Genomic DNA, 22,865 nt, shown 5'->3' on the forward strand with positions numbered 1-22,865 from the left:
AAGGTATATGTATATTCCTCTAGAATCGGTGAAGTAACAACCAATTCGGGGGGATTTTTTATGTTGGATATCCGTTACTTTGAAAGTCAAATAGCAAAAAGTCCGTATCTTTCTCTTTATAATATTCCGGTAAAGCCTAGCTTTAAATGTAAGGACGAAACGACGCTGAAAATTGAATACAGAGAAGGAGAGCGGAACAGAACAGTTACGTTTACCGGGAATCCGAAATATCTATGTATGCTGCTTGAGGGAAAAATGAAGCTGAGTACTTTATTGAGACAAGAGATGATTGAGTTTCAGGGAACTCTTAGACAACGCTTAAAATGGGAAGCGATTTTTTACTTAAGCTCTCATTGGGAAGAGATATCCGCTGGAGTACTCGTTCGAACTGCTAAAAATATTTGACACGAATCGACATGGATGATAATATTCTTCACAGTGATTCAAATATGCATCGCTTTAATTTAATAAAGTAACACTTTTTTACTTATCACGAGAGGTGGAGGGACTGGCCCTATGAAACCCGGCAACCGCTAGATCATTGCATTCTTATGAATGATGAACTAGAAAGGTGCCAATTCCTGCAAGGCTTTAAGTAGTCTTGGGAGATGAGGAGAACGTGCATAGAATATAATATGCCTTTCTGCTCATATTGAAGCAGAGAGGCATTTTTTTGTTTAATGTTTTCGTTTTACATTGAAGCTCTTGGGAGTAGTTGATTTCCGTTACAGGATGCTCGCTTTCCACGGGGCGTGCGGTGAGCCTCTTAGCGCTATGCGCTGTTAAGAGTCTCACCTGTCCCGCTGATCCCGTAGGAGTCTCGCACCTTCCACTACAATCAACTTATCGATGAAGGGAACACTTAAGCAAACCAATGCAACGTTTTCTATATAAGCTAATATTTAGATAAGAAATGAGGTAAGAATCTTGATTAATTTACAGGCAGTCCGTAAAGTCTTTCAAACCAAAGATGGTGAAGTAAAGGCTGTTGATACGGTAGATTTAAACATAAAACAAGGAGAGATTTACGGAATCATCGGATATAGTGGTGCGGGTAAGAGTACACTGATCCGCATCCTTAACATGTTAGAGCGACCGACTAGCGGTACGGTTACGATTGGCGGCAAGAACATGTCTGAGCTGTCATCAAAAAAGTTAAGAGAAGCACGACAAGAAATTTCAATGATCTTTCAGCACTTTAACTTATTGTGGTCTCGCACGGTAAGAGAAAACATTGCTTTTCCTCTTGAAATTGCAGGTTATCCAAAAGCTAAGATCAAACAGCGTGTTGATGAGCTGATCGACCTAGTTGGATTGGAAGGTCGTGGTGGTTCTTATCCGTCGCAACTAAGTGGAGGGCAGAAGCAACGTGTAGGTATCGCACGCGCGCTTGCGAATGAGCCGAAAGTTCTCTTATGTGACGAAGCAACTTCTGCACTTGACCCTAAAACAACTGACAGCATTCTTGATTTGCTTGTAGAGATCAATCAAAAATTAGATCTGACCATTGTTCTAATCACACATGAGATGCATGTAATCAGAAAGATCTGTCACCGTGTAGCCGTTATGGAACAGGGGAGAGTAGTGGAAGAAGGCGATGTCCTAAATGTCTTCAAAAACCCGACAGAACCAATCACGAAGGATTTTGTGAAACAAGTAACAGAACCTGAAGAAACAGTCGACACGATCAAACAGTTTATTTCTGAGTTTCCGGAAGGCCGAATTGTCCAACTTACTTTTATCGGTGGACGAGCAGGACAGCCATTAATTACGGAACTGATTCGTAAGTATGAGGTAGATGTAAATATTCTACAAGGAAAGATTACTCAAACTCAGAATGGACCTTATGGGACGTTGTTCATTCAGATTAAAGGTACAGAATCTGCACTAGCTCGTGCAATGGAGTTTTTAAACAGTGTGCAGGTTGAAGTAGAGGTGATTCATAATGCTTAGTACATGGTTCCCGAATGTCCAATGGGATGTTCTATTAGAAGCGACAAATGAAACTTTATATATGTCAGCCATCTCTGTAGTGATTACATTTTTCCTAGGACTGGCTCTAGGATTGGCGTTATTTCTAACTTCTCCTGGAAACTTGTGGGGAAATAAGTTTTTAAACAGCGTAATTGCCATAATCGTTAACGTGTTTCGATCGATTCCGTTTATTATCTTAATCATCTTATTGATTCCTTTTACACGTTTAATAGTAGGAACGATGCTTGGAGCTGAAGCTGCACTCCCTGCATTAATCGTAGGAGCTGCGCCATTTTATGCACGTATGGTAGAGATCGCTTTGAGAGAGATTAATAAAGGGGTAATCGAAGCAGCGAAATCAATGGGTGCTACAAACGCTCAGATTATCTTTAAAGTTCTTATTCCCGAAAGTACGCCGGCTCTTGTTTCTGGTATCACTGTAACCGCGATTGCACTCGTAAGTTATACAGCGATGGCTGGAGTTGTTGGTGCTGGTGGTTTAGGAAACTTGGCTTATATGGAAGGTTACCAAAGAGACAACGCGGATGTAACATTAATTTCAACTGCACTTATCTTAGTCATCGTTTTCGTCATCCAATGGATCGGTGACCGCATTACAACAGCATTAGATAAGAGATAACGTTTTAAGACAACAAGGAGGAAGTTCATATGAAAAAAGTATTATCTGTTCTTATATTAACCGTTCTTGTTGCAGCACTTGCTGCTTGCGGGAACAAAACAGAAGGCGGAATCAGCGACGAGAAGATCATTGTAGGTGCTTCAAACGTACCACATGCTGAAATCTTGGAAGAAGCAAAACCACTTTTGAAAGAAAAAGGTGTAGAACTTGAGATCAAAACGTTCCAAGATTATGTACTGCCAAACAAGTCTTTAGATGAAAAAGAAATCGGTGCGAACTACTTTCAGCACGTTCCTTATCTAGAGTCTCAAATGAAAGATCACGGATACAAATTCGAAAACGCAGGTGGCATTCACCTTGAGCCGATCGGAATCTATTCTAAAAAGTATAAGTCATTAGATGAGCTGCCTGAGGGCGCAACAATTATCATGTCTAACTCAGTAGCAGATCATGGCCGTATGCTTGGGTTACTTGAAAAAGAAGGATTGATCAAAGTTAAAGAAGGTGCTGGAGCAGAAGCACAAATTAAGGATGTTGTAGAAAATCCTAAGAAGCTTAAATTTAAAGCAGATGTTGATGCGGGTATGCTTCCAAAAGCCTACAAGAACGGTGAAGGCGATGCCGTACTAATCAACACAAACTACGCGATCGATGCTGGACTAAATCCTCAAAAGGATGCGATCGCATTAGAAGGATCTGATTCTCCATTCGTAAACATCATCGCGGTTCGTGAAGGAGATAAAGATAAGAAATCAGTTAAAGCTTTAGTAGAAGTTTTACGTTCTAAAGAGATTCAAGATTTCATTAAGAAGAAATATGAAGGTGCAGTAGTGCCAGTAACAGAATAATTTTCTATAAAGAACTGACTTTGAGATTAAAGTCAGTTCTTTTTTTGAGTAAAGATCGATCTACAACACTTTATAGTCCTTCAAACTAACTTTTAGACCCTGCGATTCCATTTATAGGCCCTTGAACTTAATTTATAGGCCACAAAATTTTTTATAGTCCTTCAAAGTCATTTATAGGCTTTTCGACAAAAACTTATGAACATTTATTACATAACCAGCTTGCGAATGACCCATACTAAACCTGTTTACTATTTTGACAGGAGTGAATGAAATGAAACAAGAAGAACAGCCGCTACCCGGATCGAATTCAACGCAATATCACCTGATCCGCTATAAAGAAGGCTTAGGGAAATACAATGAGAATATGCCTGAACTTACACATGCTTATAATGAATTTACACGCCATTGCTTTAAAGAAGGTGAGATCTCTGAGAAGTATAAGCAGTTGATCGCTTTAGGAATCAGCATCTATTCTCAAGATGAATATTGCATCATCTATCATACAAAAGGTTGTTTAGATCAAGGGTGCTCGGAAAATGAAATTCTTGAAGCTGTGGGTGTTTCTGCTGCATTTGGCGGAGGAGCGGCTATGAGCCAAGGTGTGACCCTCGTTCAAGAATGCATTAAAGAATTAAATAACCCGCGTCATTAAAAGAAAGTCTAAAATTCCACACTTACATGTTTTGAAATCATCCTAAGAAGGTAATGGAAGTAATGTAGCGCATTTAGCAGGATAACATAGGAAGTCACATCTGTTTTCAATAGGAATCATCATGCACTGGTATGCAAGGTGATTTCACTTGGATAACGGATTGAGCAAAATGAGTGATGCTGATACGCTATTATTGTTAACTAACTTTAACTTTGAAAGGATTGATTCATTATCCACCCCATTAAAGTAAAACATACGTCCGAGATGGAAAAAGCAATGCACCAGTCACATGGCTGTGGTTTTGCAGAGTATGAGAGGGATTTGGAAAAACGCCTAGATGTTGAGAAGGTCCGAGATATGGAATACAAAAAAGGGTTAGAAATAGCGGCAAATGCGAACAGAAATCATACGCCGTAACATATGAACTTAAAATTACAAAAGGCTGATTCATAAGGTGGTCTACCGCCTAATGAGTCAGCCTTTTTTCAAATTTTGTGACTGATGTACAATTAAAATGACAACAATGGAAAAGTAAACAGCTCGTTCCCTTGAACATACATTTCATTTGTTATAAGATTAGAATGAGAATAAATTGAGAATGGCTATTTTGTGCCTTTTATCAAAATCTTAAGAATGATTTCTTAATGGAGGTTGTATTATGTCAGCACCTAATTTAAAGATTGAAGATCTTCGTGTATCTATTGAAGATAAAGAGATTATTAAAGGTTTAGATCTCGAAATAAATGGTGGCGAGATCCATGCGATCATGGGACCAAACGGAACAGGAAAGTCTACTCTTTCTGCAGCGTTAATGGGACACCCTAAATATGAAGTAACTTCTGGTAAAGTTACGTTCAACGGTGAAGATCTGTTAGAGATGGAAGTTGATGAGCGTGCACAAGCTGGTCTGTTCTTAGCTATGCAATATCCTTCAGAAGTAAGCGGTATTACAAACGCTGATTTCCTTCGCTCTGCAATCAATGCAAAGCGTGAAGAAGGCGACGAAATTTCTCTAATGAAATTTATCCGTGAGTTAGATAAAAAGATGGATCATCTTGAGATGGACAATGCGTTCGCTCACCGTTACTTAAACGAAGGATTCTCTGGTGGAGAAAAGAAGCGTAATGAGATTCTTCAAATGATGATGCTTGAGCCAAAATTAGCAATCCTTGATGAGATCGATTCAGGACTTGATATCGATGCTCTTAAAGTTGTAGCTAAAGGTGTTAACGAAATGCGTAACCCGGATTTCGGTTGCTTGATCATCACTCACTACCAACGTCTATTGAACTACATCACTCCTGATAAAGTACACGTGATGATGCAAGGGCGTATTGTAAAATCTGGTGGACCTGAATTAGCTCAACGTCTTGAAGCTGAAGGGTACGACTGGATTAAAGAAGAGCTAGGAATTAAAGACGAAACTGTAGGTCAAGAAGCGTAAGCATTAAGGGGGACTATACATGTCAGTTGATACGAGCCTAAGATTTGATAAGGACTACGTAACCGGTTTTTCAAGCAGCAGACAGGAACCCGCTTGGCTGCAGGAACTTCGTTTGCAAGCATTGGAATTAGCTCAAGAGCTTCCAATGCCTAAACCGGACAAAACTAAAATCGATAAATGGAACTTTACAGAATTCAAACATGAAGCAACTGGCACTCCTGTTGCGTTCAATGAACTTCCTGAAGATGTTAAGGCATTGATCGGTTCTGAAGAAGAAGCGAAGAATGTTCTTGTTATCCATAATGGAACACCAGTTTATTTTGCACTTGAAGAGTCGGTAAAAGAACAAGGTGTTATTTACACAGATCTTCTAACAGCTGCAAAAGAGCATGAAGATCTAGTGAAAAAGTACTTTATGAAAGCTGTTGCGGTTGATGAGAACCGTTTGCCAGCCCTTCATGCAGCACTATTCGTTAATGGAGCATTTCTTTATGTTCCGAAGAACGTGGAACTTTCTGCTCCTATTCAAGCCGTTTATTATCAAGACGATGAAGCAGCGATCTTCAACCACGTTATCGTTGCAGCAGAGGATAACAGCTCAGTAACGTATGTAGAAAACTACTTATCAACGAACGATGCTACAGATTCAGTAGCAAACATTGTGTCTGAAGTATATGCAGGCAGCGGTGCAAAAGTCGTTTATGGTGCTGTAGATAACCTTGCAAAAGGAATGACAACATACGTGAACCGTAGAGGCCGTGCTGAGAAAGATGCTCGCATCGAGTGGGCGCTTGGTCAGTTTAACGACGGAAATACGGTTTCTGACAACACTACTCATTTGATCGGTGATGGATCTTTTACAGATACGAAGACTGTAACAATCGGACGCGGTGATCAAAAGCAAAACTTCGTAGCGCAAATCTTTAACCACGGAAAACATTCTGAAGGTTATATCCTTACTCATGGGGTAATGAAAGATAGTGCTAGCTCAATTTTTAACGGTATTACAAAAATCGAGCACGGTGCTACAAAGTCTCATGGTGAGCAAACTGAACGCGTACTTATGTTAAGTGAAAAAGCGCGTGGGGATGCGAACCCGATCCTTTTAATCGACGAAGATGATGTTACAGCAGGTCATGCTGCTTCCGTAGGAAGAATCGACCCTCTTCAAATGTTCTATCTGATGAGCCGTGGTATTTCAAAAGCTGAAGCTGAACGTTTGATCATTCACGGATTCTTAGCACCAGTCGTTAGTCAGATGCCTTTAGAATCTGTTAAAAATCGTTTAGTCGAGGTTATTGAAAGGAAAGTGCGCTAATGAGTGCAAACGAATGGAGAAAGCTGTTTCCTATCCTGGATCAGGAAGTTAACGGCAAACCTCTCGTTTACCTTGACAGTGCAGCTACTTCACAAAAACCGATACAAGTTATTGAAGCTTTAGATAAATATTACAAAGAGTACAACTCGAATGTTCACCGTGGTGTTCATACACTTGGAACTCGTGCTACAGATGGTTATGAAGGAGCGCGTGAAAAGGTACGCCGTTTTATCGGTGCTAAATCCACTCAGGAGATTATCTTTACACGTGGTACAACAACAGCGATCAATACGGTAGCAAGAAGCTATGGTATGGCAAACCTGACAGAAGGTGATGAGATTGTGATCACTCCAATGGAGCATCACAGCAACATCATTCCATGGCAGCAAGTTGCGAAAACCACTGGTGCAACGCTTAAGTACATTCCTTTACAGCCGGATGGCACGATTGATCTTGTGGATGTTGAAAATACAGTTACAGAGCATACTAAGATCGTCTCAGTTATGCAGGTATCGAACGTATTAGGAACGATCAACCCGATCAAAGAGATCGCAGCGATCGCACATAAGAACGGAGCTGTAATGGTAGTGGACGGCGCTCAGAGCGCCCCTCACATGAAAGTAGACGTTCAAGATCTCGATTGTGATTTCTTTGCCTTTTCAGCACATAAAATGTGTGGACCTACAGGCATTGGCGTGCTTTATGGAAAAAAAGCACTCCTAAACAAGATGGATCCTGTTGAGTTCGGTGGAGAGATGATTGATTTTGTAGGACTTCAAGAATCTACGTGGAAAGAGCTGCCTTGGAAATTTGAGGGTGGGACACCAATCATCGCAGGTGCGATCGGTCTAGGTGCTGCGATTGATTTCTTAGAAGAAGTAGGTCTTGATAATGTGTTAAAACATGAACATGTACTTGCTGACTATGCGATGGAGCGACTTTCAGAGTTAGAGGGTGTTACGATATTTGGTCCAAAAGAACGAGCAGGACTTGTAACGTTCAACTTAGATGATGTTCATCCGCATGATGTAGCAACCGTTTTAGATTCTGAGGGAATTGCTGTTCGTGCAGGCCATCACTGTGCACAGCCTCTTATGAAATGGTTAGATGTTACAGCAACAGCACGTGCTAGCTTTTACCTGTATAACACTGAAGATGACATCGATGCTTTTCTTAAAGGCTTAACAACAGCAAAGGAGTATTTCGGTCATGTCTTCTAATTTAGATCAGCTATATCGTCAGGTCATCATGGATCATTACAAAAACCCACGCAATAAAGGGGTTATTGAAGATAATGCCCTGACAATTAATATGAATAACCCAACATGCGGCGATCGCATCCAGCTCACTTTAAAAGTAGAAGATGGAAAGATCGAATCGGCTAAGTTCGACGGTGAAGGGTGTTCGATCAGTTTAGCATCAGCTTCTATGATGACACAGGCTGTTAAAGGTCTTCCTGTCGAAGATGCTGTAAAGCTTGCAAACATTTTTTATGATATGATGTTAGGGAACGACTATGATGATGAATCCTATGATCTAGGTGACATCGAAGCTCTTTCTGGCGTTTCCAAGTTTCCAGCTCGCATCAAATGTGCCACACTTGCGTGGAAGGCGATGGAGCAAGGGGTAGGAAAAGATGAGGAAGAGGAAGAATAAGTTCCTTTTGATAATGAGTTAAAGAGTGCCAATCCAGTAAGGAGGGATTCTGTAATGGCTAAGAAAATGCCTGATATCGGCGAATATAAATATGGTTTTAGAGATAAAGACGTTTCCATTTTCAGATCGAAGCGTGGGTTAACAAAAGAGATCGTAGAAGAGATCTCCCGCATGAAGAACGAGCCTGAATGGATGCTTGAATTCCGTTTGAAGTCATTAGAGCAGTTCTATAAAATGCCAATGCCACAATGGGGCGGAGACATGAAGGACTTAAACTTTGATGATATTACGTACTATGTTAAGCCATCTGAGAAATCTGAGAAGTCTTGGGACGAAGTGCCTGCTGAAATTAAAGCGACTTTTGACAAGCTAGGAATTCCAGAAGCTGAGCAGAAGTACCTTGCAGGAGTATCTGCACAATACGAATCAGAGGTTGTATACCACAACATGAAAGAAGACCTTTCTGACTTAGGAATTCTTTTCACAGATACGGATACAGCTTTAAAAGAGCACGAAGAGATCTTCCGTGAGCATTTTGGAACGATCATTCCGCCAACTGATAATAAGTTCTCGGCACTTAACTCTGCAGTATGGTCTGGTGGATCTTTCATTTACGTACCAAAAGGCGTTAAATGTGATACGCCACTTCAAGCATACTTCCGAATTAACTCTGAAAACATGGGTCAGTTCGAGCGTACGCTTATCATTGCAGATGAAGATAGCTCTGTACACTATGTAGAAGGATGTACAGCACCGGTTTATTCTACAAACTCACTTCATAGTGCGGTTGTAGAGATCATCGTTAAGAAGAACGCTTACTGCCGTTATACAACGATTCAAAACTGGGCAAACAACATTTATAACTTGGTTACAAAGCGTGCAGTTGCTGAAGAGAACGCAACGATGGAATGGGTAGATGGAAACATCGGATCTCGTCTAACGATGAAATATCCGGCTGTTATCATGAAAGGCCGCGGGGCGAAAGGTACGATCCTTTCTATCGCGATCGCTGGTAAAGGACAGCACCAAGATGCTGGAGCTAAAGTATTGCACTTAGCACCAGACTGTTCTTCTACAATCGTTTCGAAGTCGATCTCAAAGCATGGCGGTAAAGTAACATACCGTGGTATTGCTCACTTCGGACGTAAATCTGACGGATCTAAATCCAATATCAAGTGTGATACGCTGATTATGGATAACCAATCCACTTCAGATACGATTCCGTACAATGAAATTCTGAACAATAACATCACATTAGAGCATGAAGCGACTGTATCTAAAGTTTCTGAAGATCAGTTGTTCTACCTCATGAGCCGTGGTGTTTCTGAACAGGAAGCAACGGAAATGATCGTAATGGGCTTCATCGAGCCATTTACGAAAGAACTTCCAATGGAATATGCAGTAGAGATGAACCGTCTGATCAAGTTCGAGATGGAAGGTTCAATCGGATAAATGATGAAAAGCCTTGGTATATAAGCAATATACCAAGGCTTTTTTATGTGTAAATTAATGTCGTGCCAACTTTGTGCCAACTCGAAATTTTTTTTGCTTTTTAAGTTTTAAAAAAGACCTGGATTATTTTATTTATACCAAGGTCTTTTACGTAGAGAATGGATCGTTTCTTTTTTGTGTGGTTTTATTTCTCTTTGTATAAACTGAGAATTTATTTAGTTCATCTGCTTCAATTTTGTCCGTAACATCTAAATAAATATCAGCTGTCGTCTTTATCGTTTGATGTCCGAGGCGCTGCGAAACATATTTAATACTTGCTCCAGCTTCAAGTAATAAAACAGCATGTGTATGCCTGAAAACATGTGTACCTTTGTAACTGACATTTGCTTTTGTGCAATACCCCTGAAATGTCTCACGTATTATAGAGGGTGTAAGATACCTTCCAAGAAAATTTTGGAATATAATTCCGTCGTTATTGCGTTTGAATTGAGTGTGTTGTAAAATCATCTGGTTTTGTAACAGCTTGAACTTTTTAAGTTCAGCTACTAAACTTTCATCAAGTTTAATTGTTCTATATGAGGATGAATTCTTAAGAGAAGTTATCATTGCGTTATTGTTATCATCACGGCTAGTTTGTCTTTCAATCGTTAATTTATCACCCTTAAGGTCAGTCCATTGTAAGGCGAGTGCTTCGCTTATTCTTAATCCGGTTTGGCTTAGTAAATAAATTAGCATAAAGTACAGACGATACTCCTGATACCTTTGATGCTGATAAGTTTCCATAAAGTCAAGTAATCGATGTAACTCACCTAAAGAATAATATTTAATATCTTTATGAATTTGTATTTTATCTTTAACTGGTATTTTCAATTTGTTCGTTGGATTTTTATCTAATATCTCCATATCGTGAACCGAATAATGGAATATGCTTTTGAGTACTGATAAATATTTTAATCGAGATCCATAGGAGTAAACCTCATGTCCGCTTTCATCTTTGAGCTCAGCATAATGATTCATCCATCTCTTAATCTCAGGTCTTTTAATTCGAATTAACTTTTTATTCCCGAAGTAAGGGAGTATGTGTATTCTTACGATGATTTCTAATTGTCGAAAAGTAGAATCTTTAACAGAGGATTTTTTATGATTATATAACCATTCATGTACAACGTCATCAAACATTAAATCCCTGTCATTTAGTGTGTGACCATAATAAATTTTTTCTTCTACAGCATTTGCCTCTATTTGGGCTTCTTTTTTGGTACGAAAAGTCCCAATACTCATTACTTTTCCATCTTTAAAAACACGTGCTTGCCACATGCCGCTGCTTAATTTTCGGAAATTAGCCATTCATGTATCTCCTTTATTCTATTTTTGCTCTGAACAAGACCTGATTAATAATAAAATTTGCTTTTAATAAGCAATTAATTTTTATGATTAATTCTCTATTTTTAATAACCCATCTGCAAAGTATGTAGAGGATGAACCGCATCTGTGACAATAACGAGATGTCTTATGAAGTAATTCACCACAACCTCCATGGAAATCATGCCATTTAATATTCATGTGTGAATCTTCATAAGCATACCCAGAACACTTGTTTACTAAATAAACACCGCATTTATTGCAGTAATTTGAACCTGAAGGTAAATCTCCATTTTCGCAATTAGGGCACACATTATGAGTCTTGTTCAAATTTTGACTTGTTATAATTGCCGTATTCTTCAAATCACTACGGTAAATATTTTCTTCCTTTCTTAGATTATTGCTGTTGCAGCTTGGACAAAAGACTGCTTGAGCATTTGAAAAGAGATAATTACAGCTCATGCATCGTTGAGTATTCTTAATCTTAAAAATGAATTCTTGAAATAATTGGATAACAGGATGGCTTGGAGAATACTTGATACCAAATTGAGCACCTTGCTTTATAAACTTATATACATTTATAGAAGCCTCACTTGATATGTCGCATAAATTAGAAATGTCATTTGGGTCATTGATCTTTAGTTCGTTTAAGACTGGAGGAGGGGCTAATAGTTCTCTTGCGAAGCAGTTTGCTTCACTTTCAAATTCGTTGTATTCATCTTCTGTAAGTGAACTTCTAGCCAAGGAAGAATTATTGCTGATTTTGTTATGATTCATGACATAATGTCCAAGTTCATGGGCAAGAGTCCATCTTTTTCTGCCCTTACTAGGTATCTTATCGTTGTATAAAATCAAATACTCATCTAAGGATTCATAATATAAACAGCATCCTTCATGACTGTTTACGAGATTACAAACTTCTTTATGTGAAAATCCTCTCTTTTTTGCAAACCAAGAATAAGTTCTTATTTTGAGATTTGGGAAACTGTTCACGATTTGTTTCACCCGAACAGGCAACTCTTTTATAGTACTATTCTTTAAGACATTATCTGCAGATTTCTGTGCTTTAACGAAGTCGGCTTTATAGGTCGTCTTCTTCGTCAAATTCATCACCTTCTTCATTTTCAGTGTCTAGAAATGAAAGCTTTAACATTTTTATCATATTTTCAAATCTTTCTCTGTCCTTACCGGTAAGTTTGTTTCGTTGTCTTTGAATCTGTTTTAAATCATTGTCTTCTAATGAGAATTTTGAATAAGGATCATTTGTACTTCCCAGCAAATAGTCCGTTGTTACATTAAAGATTTCGGACATCTCCAGCAACGCACTACCAGGAGGTACTACTCTTCCGGCTTCATAATTTGCTACGTTTGATCTCTTCATATCCAATTTCTGTGCAAGCTCTTCCTGTGACAACTTATTATCCTGCCTACACTTTTTAATTCGTAATCCAATCACTTTTTTTCTTTCTTCATTCATAAGTATACCCCCAACTAAAAAAAGTTTATTTAAATGACGTTTTATATATTGACACGCTTTTAAATGACGTGTTAAGCTTTAAGTGTCATTTAAAAACACAAAATGAAATGAGGTGATATTTTGGAGAACGCTAATGTGCGCCGATTACGTTTTCGATCACTACGCCAAAAGCTTAATATTTCCCAACGCCAATTATCTATAGATCTTAATGTTAGCGAAAGCCATATTAGAAATATTGAAAGTGGCAGAGGTAATCCTGACGCAAAACTATTATTTAAGTTATCGAATTACTTAAATACAACTCCTGAGTATTTATTTCCGGATTTAGCTGACGTTAATGTTAAAAGGTTTGTTAAAGAATCGTATTGTCATTATTATAAACGTTCCATTTGATTACCTCAACAGGAGCTGACTTTTGAAAAGAGGAGGATTCTAAATGTCAAATCGTATTATGCAGTTAGAAAGATCCCCTAAGTTGTTAGAAGTACAAGTTGATGAGGAAGCAATCAAAGAAATGTATTACGATGCAATCGAAAAAAGAATGGAGAAGCTTGATACTGAGTTGGTGTATTGGGATACAAAAGAACTAAAAAGGCGAACATGTATGAGCTGGAATACCATTCTTAATAATTTCTTTTATGAGAATGAATTTCCAAAAATCAAAGTTGGTGGGAAGTGGTATTTTCCAGCAGCGGAAACGAAAAAATTCCTGAACAAGTGGTTATTACAATTAAGATAAATCATTTGAATAAGGAGTGATTCAAAATGGCTGAAGTGAAGTGGATCAAACTTAGTACGAACATGTTTGAGGATGAAAAGATCCGGTTGATTGAGAACATGCCTGAATCTGATATGCTTCTGATCATCTGGATAAAGCTTTTGTCTCAAGCCGGAAAAACAAACGCCAATGGTTACATCTACTTGAACGAAAACATTCCCTATACAGATGAAATGCTGGCTACCATTTTTAATCGTCCGCTGAATATTGTCAGACTTGCACTAAAGACATTTGAAGACTTTGGGATGATTGAAATCAGTCATGAAAACTTTATCGCTATCAGTAACTGGGAGAAGCATCAAAATGTCGAAGGGCTTGATAAGATTAGGCAGCAGACACGAAATCGTGTGGCTAAACATAGAGAAAAAAAGCAGCTTGAAGCAGGTAACGATACATGTAACGTTACAGTAACGCATAGTAACGCAACAGATATAGATAAAGAATTAGATATAGAAATAGATAAAGATATAAATATAGAAAATGCATTTAAGAACACGAAAGAAGAAAAGAATGAGAACAAAACTACAAAAGTGCATGAATACTTCCAAAAGCATATAGGAAAGGCATCTCAAAAAATTATAAATGAGATAAATGTTTGGACAAAAGTATTGAATGAAGAGCTAGTGATAGAGGCAATAAAAAGGTCTGTTGCTTGTGATAAAGCTTCGTGGACATATACAAGAGGCATACTTTCAAAATGGGTTAAAAGCTATGTTCAAAGTTTAGATGATGTGAAATCCCTGGATATTCAATTTGCAAGTCATCGAAAGGAGATTAATAATGGAAAGTCGTCTGAACCATATAATCGAATCTCTATGTCAAAAGCATTTTCAATTACCGGCGGAAAGGTTGGTCGCATCCGAAAGGCTAGATGATTATCATTGTACAAAATGTAAAGACAAAGAGATCATCTTTTATCGTGTACACAAAGATACAGAATGGCATTGGAACTCAGGTACACAATCTTGTGTTCCTGCCAGTAAAGTACCTGAGTCTGATTATTATCTTGGTAAAGTCTGTGGTCCTGATAATGCATGGGAATGGCATGATAGCTATTCTGAAAGGTGCAGCTGCATCAAACAAAAAAATGTTGAAAAACTTCTTCGGTCATCAGAAATCACAGATGAATTCAGTAATAACAGCTTTAGCAACTTTATCACAGAAGGAAAGGATCAATTGATAAAAGATGCTTATCAATGTACCCAGGAATATATCTTAGACTTTAGTGATATCCGGAGAATGAGAACAAACAGTATTGCCTTGCTCGGACAACCAGGTGCGGGTAAAACGCATCTTCTGACTGCTATAGCTAATCATTTAATCAAGAAGATGCAAATATCTGTTCTATATTTTCCATATGTTGAAGGCTTTGATGATCTAAAAGACGATTTTGAAAAGCTAGAAGAAAAGATGGTTCGGATGAAAAAGGTAGACGTACTCTTCATTGATGATCTATTCAAACCAGTAGGGCAACTAAGACGACCAAGAGCAACGGAATGGCAGATTGAAAAAATGTATGCTCTTATCAACTACCGCTACTTAAACCATCTGCCAGTATTAATTTCATCCGAATTAACAGTGGATGAAATAGAAGCAGTGGACGAAGCGTTAGGATCGCGACTCTATGAGATGTGCAGGAACTATATGGTCATCATCAAAGGGGATAAGAAGATTTTGAACCGGAGACTAAGCTAGGAAACAAATGTGTGTATTTCATTTATTTTTATAATTAAATAATTTATAAAAATGTTTACTTGTTTTTTAATACATTACAGGTTTGTGCTAAAATTCCTCTCCAAAGGTCATTAAAAATGTGTTTAAAATGTGCGAAATCAGCCTGATTTTCATTTTAAAGGTGAAGGACGTCCGTATCCATTGACTAGTAAGGAAAATCCACCTTGTTTTTCCAGGCTATCGCCGTGGAAATCCCGTGACCTCACACCACCAACATCATGTGTTGTGAGGTCACGGGAGCACAAGGTGGAAAGACAGATGTATAAATAGAGCGGACGTCCTATTGTTGTATATATTTGACTGTGATATTATTCCAGTATAATTTAGGGATTTAATAGATTTTAAAGAGAAGTGATTTTTGAGTAGAGGAGGTGGGTAAGTTCAAGGTCAAGAGATTTAAAAGAAGCTAATGATTTTTAGTTGTTGATCAATTGTCGATTTGGTTAAAGATTGAAGGGAGGATTTCTTTGGAGAGGAAATGATGCCTATGAATCTGTTAGCCGAAAAACAAGAAGAAGTACTGCAAGTTATCAATCGCTTTGGAGTCATTACGACAACTCAGCTCTCAGCTTTTCTAAAGGGTAATATTTCACATGTCACGGTCTATCAAACGAAGCGCAAATTGCTATCATTAGGTTTTTTGACTGAAGAGAAGATCGGTTATCAATTGATCTTAGCCATGCGCCCAAGCGGTGTCGAATATCTCGGAAGTTCATTAACGCGGTTTACAAAATTTAACTACTCTACCCTTAATCATCAACTCGTCATGATCGATTGTATCCTAGCACTTAAAAATATTGCTGAGAAAACAGGCCAGCCATTTGAGTTCATCACAGAGCGTGAACTTAGGAGTGAGTATATCGAGCAGAACTTTACTAAAGCAGACCGAAGAAACACAACATTGTTAAAGAGAATCGCGGATCGCATTCCGGATTTTGTACTTCTGGAGAATGGTGAAAGGATCGCATGTGAAGTAGAACTCACCCGAAAATCTTCAAAGCGCTACATCGAAAAAATGAATCGTTACCGAAATGAGATTCTTAACGGTCAGTATAACCAAGTCAGGTATCTGTGTGAGAATGAGTGTATCCGTGATACCGTCATCTCTTATGCGCAACAGACAGGAATAGTCAGCGATATGTTGCAGCTGGAGTTGATAAGGAGGTTATTGCACTTTGCCGAAAAGCAATGAAGACTTAGGAAAAGAATTCGGATTAGGCATTGCGATGTTGATAGGTGTTTTTGCTTTTTTTCCTTTATTAGTTTTTTCTCTACCTTTCTTTATCTTATTTCGTATCGTAAAACAAAACAGGATTCACCTTTCATGCGCTGTGTTAGGATTGATCAGTTTTTGTTTTATCGTCTACACTAATCCTTATAGTTATTTAGGTTTGTATGGCGTTCTGCCTTTTGATGTTACATGGTTAGAGCGAATCGTAAAACAGAAGATGGAGTTTACAAATACTTCTTTGTTTTTGTATATGTCAGGGGGATTATTCGTTTCATATGGCTGGTCACTGATGACGGATTACCACCGTTCAAAACGAGTAAAATCAACAGAGGAAAAACGGGATACATTTAAATCGTCTTCACACTATCAAAAAGTGAAAAAGAACCGGTTCCAACTGACACTAAAAGCGCAAAAGAAATGGAGGAACCAGAAGGAACAAGATCAGCTGCTTCTTGGAATAACCGAAAATGGGAAGCCATACTACATGGATTTTAAAGAGATCAATCAACATATGTTTATTCCTGCCACAACAGGAGGTGGGAAGACAATTTTACTTTTAAATTTTGTAGAGTACGCACTGATAAAGAACCTGCCCTTTATCTTTATCGATGGGAAGGGATCATCTGAAAGTATTGAAGAAGTGGAAACTTTATGTAAACGATACGACAGAAATTTGAAAGTGTTTTCTGATAAAGGGAAATTAACATACAATCCTTTGAAGTATGGAGGACCAACCGTTATTAAAGATAAACTGGAGCAGTTAATTGAAACAGAGAGTGATTATTATTCTTCCATTTCAACGTCTCTCGTTCAGGCTCTTATTCAGTTTATCGATGATTATGAATTTACCCGGGACTTATGGACGTTTGCAAAATATTTAGATCCAAATGAAATTCTTGAAGTATTAAATCAAGATGTTATCGAAGTGGAAGAAGAAGAACAAGCAGAAATGGCAGTGGTAAGCACTTCCTATTCTTCATTTTTGCCAACTAAAGATACGAAGAAGCCAGAGGGGAAAGCTCCAAAACAAAAAGTAAAACCAGTAAGAAGCAAACGGGCTGAAAAAAATTATGAACGTTTGTTTAAACGGTACCGTCATGAAGAGGCAGGAGAGAATCATTTATTCAAAAATGCTTCATCCGTTCGTACGCAGATCTATCTCTTGTTAGACAGCGAGTTAGGGCATCTTTTTGAAGAGACCGATAATAGTCTGGATCTAATCCGAATCAGTGAAGAGAAGGAAGCATTATTTGTCAGTTTTGATGGATTGATCTATGACAAGTTTATCAAAGTCATCGCACGTTTTTTAATACTAGATATTAACTATCTGGTTTCATATCGGAACCGTAATCAATTAAAAGATCAACCCATCCTCGCAATCTATGATGAGTTTTCAGTCTATGCAAATGATAAAATTGTAGATACCGTAAACAAATCACGTTCTGCCGGTTTTCATTGCATCATCGCGACTCAAACGCTAGCCGATCTTGAAAAGAATGATCCGTACCTTGCCAAGCAAGTTGTAGGGAATACGAATACGTATGCCATCGGCCAGACCAACAATCCAGATGAAGTTGATTCCTGGGCAAACACACTTGGCACATTCAAAGATATCGATCTGACGATCACAACTGAAAAACAAGAAGGTCGTTTAAAACGAGTTGATTTAAAAGCCGACAAAGGTACACTGCGGCATGTTCAAAAATTTAAGATATCCCCCGACGAAATAAGAGATTTACGTCAAGGACAATTTATTTTTGCTAGAAAGGCATCAAGAGAATCAGTTCACCCAGAAATCATTTATGTCCGCCATCCGTTGGCAGAAGGTTGAAGGGAGTGAATCAGTCTATGCTTTTTTCTAAACAAAAACAATCCACTTCAAAAAACAAACGCCGTTTATCCTATTCAAGAAAAAACGCTGCAAAAACAGCGTCTATCCTCTTTTTTTCTGTTATGTTTCTATCACTGTTATTCAATGTGGTTTTCTTTACGAAATATCAAGCCATCCGAAATTCCGTCAAAGCCTCTGAAGAAAATGTTCATGACCAGCTAAAAGAAGTAGAGAAAACTAATCTTTTGTATTCTGATTCTATCGAAGTGTTTACCGAAGATTTTCTAAAAAGTTATCTAACTGTACCTAAAGACGAAAAAGAACGCCAAGACCGTAAAGGTGAGCTCTCAGAGTACTTTGTATCAGGATTTGATTTAAAACGTGTCGCAGATTTGAAAGATTTTAAAGGAGAGCGACGAGTCACTGATCTGCAATACATTGATACAAAACACCTCAGTAACCGTGAAGCGAAGGTCAAATTTCAGACTGTCTATGAAATTACTGAGGTTCAAGAAAAAGACGGTAGATCAATTCCGAATACTACTAAATACGAAACAGATATCATAGTTCCAGTAACAAGTAACGGAGAGGGTTTTGCGGTCTATCAGAACCCCAATATGATTCAAGAAGATTTAAAGACTACCATGTCTTATGAAGGGAAAATGCCGGAAGGAGAACCGGTCACTTCTACTGAAACAAAACTCCTGGAGTCTTTCTTAAACGATTTTTTCACTTCATATGGAGTGAGCGATGAGAAGTTGCCATTCATGGCTGACGTTACTGGGGGGTTAGAAGACCAGACACTTCAAGACGTGAATGTGCGTGAAGCCGTGAAAATGGATTCTGGATACACGGTAAATGCTGATGTTCATTACCAGAACAGTGAGACATCAATGAGTGATCTTTATTCTTATGAGTTAAAGCTTGAAAAAGAAAACAATAAGTTCTTTATTACTCGAATCGAATAGGGAGGGAAAAACGATGATAAATTTTAGTCTTCAGGAAGTGACTCAAAACCTGATCTCGCAGATTGGCTTCTTAGTCCTTTTAATCATGGTCATTCGGGCATTAGTCGCTTATACAAGAGAAGATTGGGGTCAGTTCTGGTCAGGTCTAACGCTTGGTTTATGCTGCTTGGTCGTTGTCTTTTTCGGTCCGCAACTACAAGAGCTAGCAAAAGGTCTCGGAAATGCGTTGTTTCAATAAACATTTTGGTTCGTAAAATGGATGGAGGAGAGTGGGATGAAGGGAGAAAATTATACGCAGGAATACAAGTACCCCATCAAAATCTACCGAATCTGGTCGATTGAATTCGCCAACGGACTTGAAGTCAGAAAGATGATCTTTGCTATCGTTCTTGCAGCCGTTCTTTTATTATCTTTTGTACTTGTTGGGATTAAAAATGACACCAATCTGTTTCGTTTTTTCGTAAAGAACTGGCTGATACTTTTGACCGTTATCCCAGGTGTGATTACATTCATTGTTTTCAATCTGAAGTATGACCATAAAGGGGTTATTCCTTTTGTTAGAGACCGTATTACTTTTTACAGAACAAAGAACATGTCTTATGAACATTTTATCGAAGTAGCAAGTGACCAATTGGAGAAAGAAATAACGTTTGAACCATTTCTTCTAAAAAAAGAAGGTGAGAGCCATTGAAAGACGTATTGGAATTTCCAATCGCACACCGTCATATGAATATGGCGTTTAACAAACGCAAGCAGGTTTGGGCTTTTTATCGGCTCGATGAAGAGTATGTCAGATTAAACAGCGATAACGACTTTAAACGCTATATGGAAAACACGGCTGCATTCTTAACACAAGAAGAATATGATTATCACATTATGATTCTTCCAAAGAGATTTGACTTTGACACATTTACGAAAGTGGTAAATGAGCATATTGTTCAAGGTGAGTTTTCAGATATCGGACATAAGTACTTCAACCGTGCTTCAAGGGTATTACAGGAAGAAGTGTTCTTACATGAATACGATGTATATGTAGGCGTTCATTTGAACAAAACAGATGATGCAGTATCCGCAAACGCAGGTGAACTAATCTCCCTCTTTTTTAAGAGAGTAAGAGAAGATGTTTCTAAAATGATGTTTTTTCAGACGCAGGCAGAAGATGATTTTAGCTATTACGAAGAGTTGGAACGTACCTTTAGTTCTAAAGCTTCCAATCTTAAACACCTCCAAAAGCTAAGTGAAGATGAGATGGATAAACTGATCTATTATATGTTTCATCGGACCAGTGATCTTTTTTCGATACCTGAAGGTTCTTATAATCTAACAGAGGGTGTCATTAAGAACGAGTACGGCTACTTAACCGTTACACACGAAAATCATAAAGAATTTTTAACGTTTCTGCCTTTCATTGAAATGCCGGCTTTTATTGAAGGTTATCGTTTCATTCAAGATATATTAGAGAGTGTTTCGTTTCCTGTTGAAATACAGATTCGATATCATTTTAAGGAAAACGGATCTAATGCTCGGCAAGTGAGAAAATTAAAACGTCGATTCACAAACTTTGATCGTGAAATTCAATCCACTCATACCGCAGACGATGACCGAATTGTCGAGATGGCATCTGACAGACTAACAACCTTACTTGATGATGTAAAGTCCAATAAACGGCAGCTATTGTTCATGACATTTACGCTTGTTGTCTCAGACGTTAGTAAAAATGGATTGGATGAAAAGATAGGAGCTCTTCAAACATTATTTAAAAATACGGGGTTTCAAGTCACAAAACCTCTGGTAGACCAACTTACTCTTTTTTCACAAAGCCTACCAGCTTCATATGTGGATTATCAGTACTTCGAACAAGTTGTCGATGAATCTTATCTGGCACAAACTGGGATGAACTTGAACAATCGTGTAGGAAATCGGTTTGGCATGGTTCTAGGGAAAGTGGTAACTGGAAAGAAATTATCTCATGTGGAACAAGCGAGAGAGATCAATAATAACGTAGTCATCTTTAATCCCCTTTTGACCAAAAAGGCAATCTCAGGAGCTGATCATACGAATGGGAACATCCTGATAACTGGTCCCCCAGGCAGCGGAAAGTCGATGCTTGTTAAGAATTTCTTTACTTGGAGTACCTTTTTTGGTTCAAAAGTGCTCTATATTGATCCGAAGAATGAATTTCAACGGTATTATCAAAGGGCACTCAAGAAATTTGGTGAAATTCCAGAATTTCGCTCGCTATACGAACGTATCAACTTTATTCATCTTTCTGAAGATAGTGTGTATCACGGTGCTCTAGATCCACTCGTCTTTTTAAAAGGCGACCAAGCGATTCAAACAGCAATGATGATTTTAAATACGTTAGCAGAAGTTAGAGGATCTCGTGATGAAAGTGTAACAATCTATGACGCCATCATTGACGAAGTTAACCAAGAAAGTAATCCTACTCTAACAGGAGTACTTCAAAGAATTCAGAAGAAAGATCATACGCTTGGGAAATTCATTGAAAAATATCGGCACGGACTAGGGAGAATGTTATTTGGAAAGGAAGATTCTAAAGGACTTGATTTTCAAAAGCAGATTAATGTACTAGGACTACAGGGGCTGCGTTTGCCTGCATCTGAAAACATGAACGAGGAAGAACGTATCGGTCTTTGCCTGATGATGTCAATCTCTAAATATGTTCATACTTTTTCTACCAATCAAGAGGAAGAAGCCATGATCATTTTTGATGAAGCATGGACACTCAAACGATCAGCAGATGGACAGAACCTTATCGATGAAATGTTACGAACAGGCAGATCACTGAGAACAGACATTGTTCTTGTTACACAAGCATTCGATGACTTCAATGTAGACACCACTAAAGAACAGATCGGAATCAAGTTTTCGTTCCGTCCTAAGTCAGATGATTCGATCAGACCTATCTTACGTTTTTATGATATGGAGGAAAACCAAGCAAATATCGAAGTAGTCAGTTCTCTGAAGTCGGGTATGTGTCTATTCCAAGACCATCTTGGCCGCAATCAAGCCATCGCAATTGATATCCTGTTTGACGAATGGTTTGAAGCATTCAAAACGACTGAAAAAGAATCACAAGCCGTACAAATGGAAGAAGCTTTTCGCTGAACATGAGAGGAGAGAGTCTTATGAAAAAAATGATTTTAATAGGATTAGGGGTTTTCCTTTTAGGAGGATGTGGGACAAACGAACTTGGACTTGATGGAAAAAAGACTCATGAAGCCGTTTCAAAGAAAGCACTGGAACAAAAAGTAATTAAGGATGGGAATTATTCTGCAGAAGATATTCAGCTAGTAAAAGCTTGTGAAGCTATCGAAAATGGAAAATCAGAATTTAAGGGCGATTATATTGTTTCCTGGAAAACGAAGGATGATAAATATAATAGAGATTTTATTATGAAAGATTATAAAATCTCCTATGGAACAAATAATTATAAATCTAACTCCGATCAATGTGTTAATTACTAGAGGAGGTGAAGG

At 38.2% G+C, this 22,865-nt stretch carries 25 protein-coding genes and 1 riboswitch; of the genes, 22 read left to right on the forward strand and 3 right to left on the reverse strand.

Going from position 1 to position 22,865, the window contains the following annotated elements:
* The first annotated feature begins 60 nt into the window (after positions 1–60).
* The 11 genes from IHV10_RS12080 to sufB all read left to right on the forward strand — a co-directional run bounded on the left by IHV10_RS12080 (position 61) and on the right by sufB (position 9,984).
* Entirely contained in the window at positions 61–405 is a 345-nt protein-coding gene (locus IHV10_RS12080) for a hypothetical protein (protein WP_197129577.1), read from the forward strand.
* A 79-nt stretch (positions 406–484) separates the two neighbouring features.
* A riboswitch (SAM riboswitch) is annotated at positions 485–615 on the forward strand.
* Between the two features lie 312 nt (positions 616–927).
* On the forward strand, positions 928–1,953 hold the full coding sequence (locus IHV10_RS12085; protein WP_197129580.1) for a methionine ABC transporter ATP-binding protein: 1,026 nt from the start codon (positions 928–930) through the stop codon (positions 1,951–1,953).
* Complete coding sequence (locus IHV10_RS12090) at positions 1,946–2,614, forward strand: methionine ABC transporter permease (RefSeq protein ID WP_197129583.1); 669 nt, start codon at positions 1,946–1,948, stop codon at positions 2,612–2,614. The genes IHV10_RS12085 and IHV10_RS12090 overlap by 8 nt, the downstream gene beginning before the upstream one ends.
* Before the next feature lie 29 nt (positions 2,615–2,643).
* Positions 2,644–3,462, forward strand: a complete 819-nt coding sequence (locus IHV10_RS12095) for a MetQ/NlpA family ABC transporter substrate-binding protein (protein ID WP_197129586.1) — start codon at positions 2,644–2,646, stop codon at positions 3,460–3,462.
* A gap of 271 nt (positions 3,463–3,733) precedes the next feature.
* Positions 3,734–4,114 carry a carboxymuconolactone decarboxylase family protein gene (locus IHV10_RS12100; RefSeq protein ID WP_197129588.1) on the forward strand — a complete coding sequence of 127 codons (381 nt, stop codon included), beginning with the start codon at positions 3,734–3,736 and terminating at the stop codon, positions 4,112–4,114.
* A 276-nt stretch (positions 4,115–4,390) separates the two neighbouring features.
* The gene (locus IHV10_RS12105; protein WP_197130059.1) at positions 4,391–4,531 is read left to right on the forward strand and encodes a hypothetical protein; all 141 of its coding nucleotides are present in this window, start codon (positions 4,391–4,393) and stop codon (positions 4,529–4,531) included.
* 241 nt (positions 4,532–4,772) lie between these two features.
* Positions 4,773–5,558: a Fe-S cluster assembly ATPase SufC gene (gene sufC, locus IHV10_RS12110; RefSeq protein WP_197129591.1), complete on the forward strand. Its 786-nt coding sequence runs from the start codon at positions 4,773–4,775 to the stop codon at positions 5,556–5,558.
* Between the two features lie 19 nt (positions 5,559–5,577).
* Positions 5,578–6,876: a Fe-S cluster assembly protein SufD gene (gene sufD, locus IHV10_RS12115; RefSeq protein WP_197129594.1), complete on the forward strand. Its 1,299-nt coding sequence runs from the start codon at positions 5,578–5,580 to the stop codon at positions 6,874–6,876.
* A complete protein-coding gene (locus IHV10_RS12120; RefSeq protein WP_197129597.1) occupies positions 6,876–8,096 on the forward strand; it encodes a cysteine desulfurase in 1,221 nt (406 codons plus the stop codon). The genes sufD and IHV10_RS12120 overlap by 1 nt, the downstream gene beginning before the upstream one ends.
* Positions 8,086–8,532 (forward strand): Fe-S cluster assembly sulfur transfer protein SufU, encoded by a 447-nt coding sequence (gene sufU, locus IHV10_RS12125; protein ID WP_197129601.1) that lies wholly within the window; start codon positions 8,086–8,088, stop codon positions 8,530–8,532. The genes IHV10_RS12120 and sufU overlap by 11 nt, the downstream gene beginning before the upstream one ends.
* 54 nt (positions 8,533–8,586) lie before the next feature.
* Positions 8,587–9,984, forward strand: a complete 1,398-nt coding sequence (gene sufB, locus IHV10_RS12130) for a Fe-S cluster assembly protein SufB (RefSeq protein ID WP_137791777.1) — start codon at positions 8,587–8,589, stop codon at positions 9,982–9,984.
* 147 nt (positions 9,985–10,131) lie between these two features.
* Here sufB and IHV10_RS12135 read toward each other — a convergent pair whose 3' ends face one another.
* The 3 genes from IHV10_RS12135 to IHV10_RS12145 all read right to left on the reverse strand — a co-directional run bounded on the left by IHV10_RS12135 (position 10,132) and on the right by IHV10_RS12145 (position 12,823).
* Positions 10,132–11,331, reverse strand: coding sequence for a tyrosine-type recombinase/integrase (locus IHV10_RS12135; protein ID WP_197129604.1), 1,200 nt, complete (start codon positions 11,329–11,331; stop codon positions 10,132–10,134).
* Positions 11,332–11,418: 87 nt separating this feature from the next.
* Positions 11,419–12,450, reverse strand: coding sequence for an ImmA/IrrE family metallo-endopeptidase (locus IHV10_RS12140; RefSeq protein ID WP_197129619.1), 1,032 nt, complete (start codon positions 12,448–12,450; stop codon positions 11,419–11,421).
* On the reverse strand, positions 12,428–12,823 hold the full coding sequence (locus tag IHV10_RS12145; RefSeq protein WP_197129622.1) for a helix-turn-helix domain-containing protein: 396 nt from the start codon (positions 12,821–12,823) through the stop codon (positions 12,428–12,430). Before IHV10_RS12145 ends, IHV10_RS12140 begins: the two co-directional genes overlap by 23 nt.
* Before the next feature lie 135 nt (positions 12,824–12,958).
* On the opposite strand from IHV10_RS12145, the gene IHV10_RS12150 reads away from it, so the two are divergent.
* The 11 genes from IHV10_RS12150 to IHV10_RS12200 all read left to right on the forward strand — a co-directional run bounded on the left by IHV10_RS12150 (position 12,959) and on the right by IHV10_RS12200 (position 22,853).
* Positions 12,959–13,216 carry a helix-turn-helix domain-containing protein gene (locus IHV10_RS12150; RefSeq protein WP_312035278.1) on the forward strand — a complete coding sequence of 86 codons (258 nt, stop codon included), beginning with the start codon at positions 12,959–12,961 and terminating at the stop codon, positions 13,214–13,216.
* A gap of 82 nt (positions 13,217–13,298) precedes the next feature.
* Positions 13,299–13,562 carry a group-specific protein gene (locus tag IHV10_RS12155; protein WP_197130003.1) on the forward strand — a complete coding sequence of 88 codons (264 nt, stop codon included), beginning with the start codon at positions 13,299–13,301 and terminating at the stop codon, positions 13,560–13,562.
* 26 nt (positions 13,563–13,588) lie between these two features.
* Positions 13,589–14,476 (forward strand): phage replisome organizer N-terminal domain-containing protein, encoded by an 888-nt coding sequence (locus tag IHV10_RS12160; RefSeq protein ID WP_197129628.1) that lies wholly within the window; start codon positions 13,589–13,591, stop codon positions 14,474–14,476.
* Complete coding sequence (locus IHV10_RS12165) at positions 14,382–15,296, forward strand: ATP-binding protein (protein ID WP_197129631.1); 915 nt, start codon at positions 14,382–14,384, stop codon at positions 15,294–15,296. Before IHV10_RS12160 ends, IHV10_RS12165 begins: the two co-directional genes overlap by 95 nt.
* 517 nt (positions 15,297–15,813) lie before the next feature.
* The gene (locus tag IHV10_RS12170) at positions 15,814–16,527 is read left to right on the forward strand and encodes a hypothetical protein (protein ID WP_231607358.1); all 714 of its coding nucleotides are present in this window, start codon (positions 15,814–15,816) and stop codon (positions 16,525–16,527) included.
* A complete protein-coding gene (locus tag IHV10_RS12175; RefSeq protein WP_197129634.1) occupies positions 16,511–18,397 on the forward strand; it encodes a type IV secretory system conjugative DNA transfer family protein in 1,887 nt (628 codons plus the stop codon). The genes IHV10_RS12170 and IHV10_RS12175 overlap by 17 nt, the downstream gene beginning before the upstream one ends.
* A 17-nt stretch (positions 18,398–18,414) precedes the next feature.
* On the forward strand, positions 18,415–19,365 hold the full coding sequence (locus tag IHV10_RS12180; RefSeq protein WP_197129637.1) for a conjugal transfer protein: 951 nt from the start codon (positions 18,415–18,417) through the stop codon (positions 19,363–19,365).
* Between the two features lie 13 nt (positions 19,366–19,378).
* Complete coding sequence (locus IHV10_RS12185) at positions 19,379–19,603, forward strand: hypothetical protein (protein WP_231607359.1); 225 nt, start codon at positions 19,379–19,381, stop codon at positions 19,601–19,603.
* A gap of 36 nt (positions 19,604–19,639) precedes the next feature.
* Positions 19,640–20,056: a TcpE family conjugal transfer membrane protein gene (locus IHV10_RS12190; protein ID WP_197129641.1), complete on the forward strand. Its 417-nt coding sequence runs from the start codon at positions 19,640–19,642 to the stop codon at positions 20,054–20,056.
* On the forward strand, positions 20,053–22,494 hold the full coding sequence (locus tag IHV10_RS12195) for an ATP-binding protein (RefSeq protein ID WP_231607360.1): 2,442 nt from the start codon (positions 20,053–20,055) through the stop codon (positions 22,492–22,494). Before IHV10_RS12190 ends, IHV10_RS12195 begins: the two co-directional genes overlap by 4 nt.
* Positions 22,495–22,514: 20 nt before the next feature.
* Positions 22,515–22,853: a hypothetical protein gene (locus IHV10_RS12200; protein ID WP_197129644.1), complete on the forward strand. Its 339-nt coding sequence runs from the start codon at positions 22,515–22,517 to the stop codon at positions 22,851–22,853.
* The last annotated feature ends 12 nt before the right edge of the window (positions 22,854–22,865 follow it).

Source organism: Fictibacillus sp. 5RED26 (genome assembly GCF_015903895.1).
GTDB classification, from domain to species: domain Bacteria; phylum Bacillota; class Bacilli; order Bacillales; family Fictibacillaceae; genus Fictibacillus; species Fictibacillus phosphorivorans.

Excerpts from the sequence above, each read along its gene's own strand:
- IHV10_RS12200 (WP_197129644.1), top strand. The coding sequence starts at position 22,515 with ATGAAAAAAATGATTTTAATAGGATTAGGGGTTTTCCTTTTAGGAGGA.
- IHV10_RS12145 (WP_197129622.1), bottom strand. The coding sequence starts at position 12,823 with ATGAATGAAGAAAGAAAAAAAGTGATTGGATTACGAATTAAAAAGTGT.
- IHV10_RS12095 (WP_197129586.1), top strand. The coding sequence starts at position 2,644 with ATGAAAAAAGTATTATCTGTTCTTATATTAACCGTTCTTGTTGCAGCA.
- IHV10_RS12100 (WP_197129588.1), top strand. The coding sequence starts at position 3,734 with ATGAAACAAGAAGAACAGCCGCTACCCGGATCGAATTCAACGCAATAT.
- sufB (WP_137791777.1), top strand. The coding sequence starts at position 8,587 with ATGGCTAAGAAAATGCCTGATATCGGCGAATATAAATATGGTTTTAGA.
- IHV10_RS12105 (WP_197130059.1), top strand. The coding sequence starts at position 4,391 with ATGCACCAGTCACATGGCTGTGGTTTTGCAGAGTATGAGAGGGATTTG.
- IHV10_RS12090 (WP_197129583.1), top strand. The coding sequence starts at position 1,946 with ATGCTTAGTACATGGTTCCCGAATGTCCAATGGGATGTTCTATTAGAA.
- IHV10_RS12185 (WP_231607359.1), top strand. The coding sequence starts at position 19,379 with ATGATAAATTTTAGTCTTCAGGAAGTGACTCAAAACCTGATCTCGCAG.
- IHV10_RS12160 (WP_197129628.1), top strand. The coding sequence starts at position 13,589 with ATGGCTGAAGTGAAGTGGATCAAACTTAGTACGAACATGTTTGAGGAT.
- IHV10_RS12180 (WP_197129637.1), top strand. The coding sequence starts at position 18,415 with ATGCTTTTTTCTAAACAAAAACAATCCACTTCAAAAAACAAACGCCGT.
- IHV10_RS12190 (WP_197129641.1), top strand. The coding sequence starts at position 19,640 with ATGAAGGGAGAAAATTATACGCAGGAATACAAGTACCCCATCAAAATC.
- IHV10_RS12170 (WP_231607358.1), top strand. The coding sequence starts at position 15,814 with ATGATGCCTATGAATCTGTTAGCCGAAAAACAAGAAGAAGTACTGCAA.
- IHV10_RS12120 (WP_197129597.1), top strand. The coding sequence starts at position 6,876 with ATGAGTGCAAACGAATGGAGAAAGCTGTTTCCTATCCTGGATCAGGAA.
- IHV10_RS12135 (WP_197129604.1), bottom strand. The coding sequence starts at position 11,331 with ATGGCTAATTTCCGAAAATTAAGCAGCGGCATGTGGCAAGCACGTGTT.
- sufU (WP_197129601.1), top strand. The coding sequence starts at position 8,086 with ATGTCTTCTAATTTAGATCAGCTATATCGTCAGGTCATCATGGATCAT.
- IHV10_RS12165 (WP_197129631.1), top strand. The coding sequence starts at position 14,382 with ATGGAAAGTCGTCTGAACCATATAATCGAATCTCTATGTCAAAAGCAT.
- sufD (WP_197129594.1), top strand. The coding sequence starts at position 5,578 with ATGTCAGTTGATACGAGCCTAAGATTTGATAAGGACTACGTAACCGGT.
- IHV10_RS12080 (WP_197129577.1), top strand. The coding sequence starts at position 61 with ATGTTGGATATCCGTTACTTTGAAAGTCAAATAGCAAAAAGTCCGTAT.
- sufC (WP_197129591.1), top strand. The coding sequence starts at position 4,773 with ATGTCAGCACCTAATTTAAAGATTGAAGATCTTCGTGTATCTATTGAA.